Raw genomic sequence first — 1,332 nt, forward strand, 5'->3', positions numbered from 1 at the left:
TCGAAGAATGGTTCGCCTATTGGGCCGACATGCGCTCTTCGGGAGGGTGTGTGACCCCAGACCTTCAGGCACTGGACAAGCAGAATGTTGAGAACAGTATGCTGATCCAAGGGAAGGCTGCGATTAGTTTTAACCATTCGAATCAACTGGTAGCCTTTCAGTCGTTGAATAAGAGCAAGCTTGCTCTTACCAGCTTTCCCACCGGCGGCGCGGGCGGCAAGCCAGGGCAATACATCAAACCGTCGATGTTGCTGAGCTTGTCGGCCCGCACGAAGGAAGCCGATGAAGCGGTGCGGTTCCTTAATTTCTACGTGAATGATGTAACCGCCGGGAAGATTCTCGGCGTCGAGCGCGGTGTGCCTCCCTCGGCTCCCGTCTTGAAGGCGATCACAGAATCGCTGGACGAACTCGGTCGCGCTATGGCCGATTACGTTGCCGCGATGAGTACTCGGGTTGGCTCGCTCCCGCAAACCCCGCCAGGCGGCGCTGGTGAAATTCAGCTGTTGCTGCGTCGGGTAAATGAACAGATTGGTTTCGAGCGTTTAAGCGTCGCCGATGGCTCGAAGCTTTTTGTGACCGAGGCCACCCGCATTTTGGCGCGAGGCTAGGAAAATGACCACTCTGGCCTCTCCCTCCGTCACAGTGGGCGGGGCCAGGTGGGTTCGCCGCCTCCGCAGCAACCTTCCTGGCTATCTGTTTCTTCTGCCGTGGCTTGTTGGTTTCTTCGGTCTGACGATTGGGCCAGCTCTCGGCTCGCTCTATCTGTCGTTCACTGATTTTGACTTGCTGCGGGACCCGCGCTGGGTGGGGACTGCAAATTACGTGCGCATCGCAACCGACGATCCGAAGTTCATCGAATCGCTGCATGTCACCTTCGTCTATGTGATCCTATCGGTGCCGCTGAAGCTGATCTTCGCCCTCTTGGTCGCGCTGATGCTGAATAAGGGGATTGCCGGGCTGCCGCTCTATCGCGCGGTGTTTTATCTGCCGTCGCTGTTGGGGGCCAGTGTGGCCATTGCCGTGCTGTGGCGGCAATTATTTGCGGGCAATGGCTTGGTCAATCAGATCGTCTTTATGGCGTTCGGCATACAGGGGCCGAGCTGGATTTCCGATCCGGATTACACGTTGTATACGTTGGTGATCTTGAGTATTTGGCAGTTCGGCTCGCCGATGATTATCTTCCTCGCCGGTTTGCGCCAAGTGCCGCAGGATATTTACGAGGCGGCGCAGATCGACGGGGCTAGTAAGATGCGACAGTTCTTCCGCATCACTCTGCCGATGCTCACCCCGGTCGTGTTCTTCAATGCCGTTGTGCAGACGATTGAAGCCTTC

Annotated in this window: 2 protein-coding genes; both read left to right on the forward strand. The window is 56.8% G+C overall.

The features are described 5' to 3' along the window. Nucleotides 1-608, forward strand: a 608-nt coding sequence (locus VZ95_RS18070) for an ABC transporter substrate-binding protein (RefSeq protein ID WP_045777098.1), incomplete at its 5' end; no start/stop codon positions are given. Nucleotides 609-612: 4 nt separating this feature from the next. Next, nucleotides 613-1,332: carbohydrate ABC transporter permease (locus VZ95_RS18075; RefSeq protein ID WP_045777099.1), on the forward strand; the 720-nt coding region annotated here is incomplete at its 3' end.

It is taken from the genome of Elstera litoralis, from assembly GCF_000963705.1.
GTDB classification, from domain to species: Bacteria; Pseudomonadota; Alphaproteobacteria; order Elsterales; family Elsteraceae; genus Elstera; species Elstera litoralis.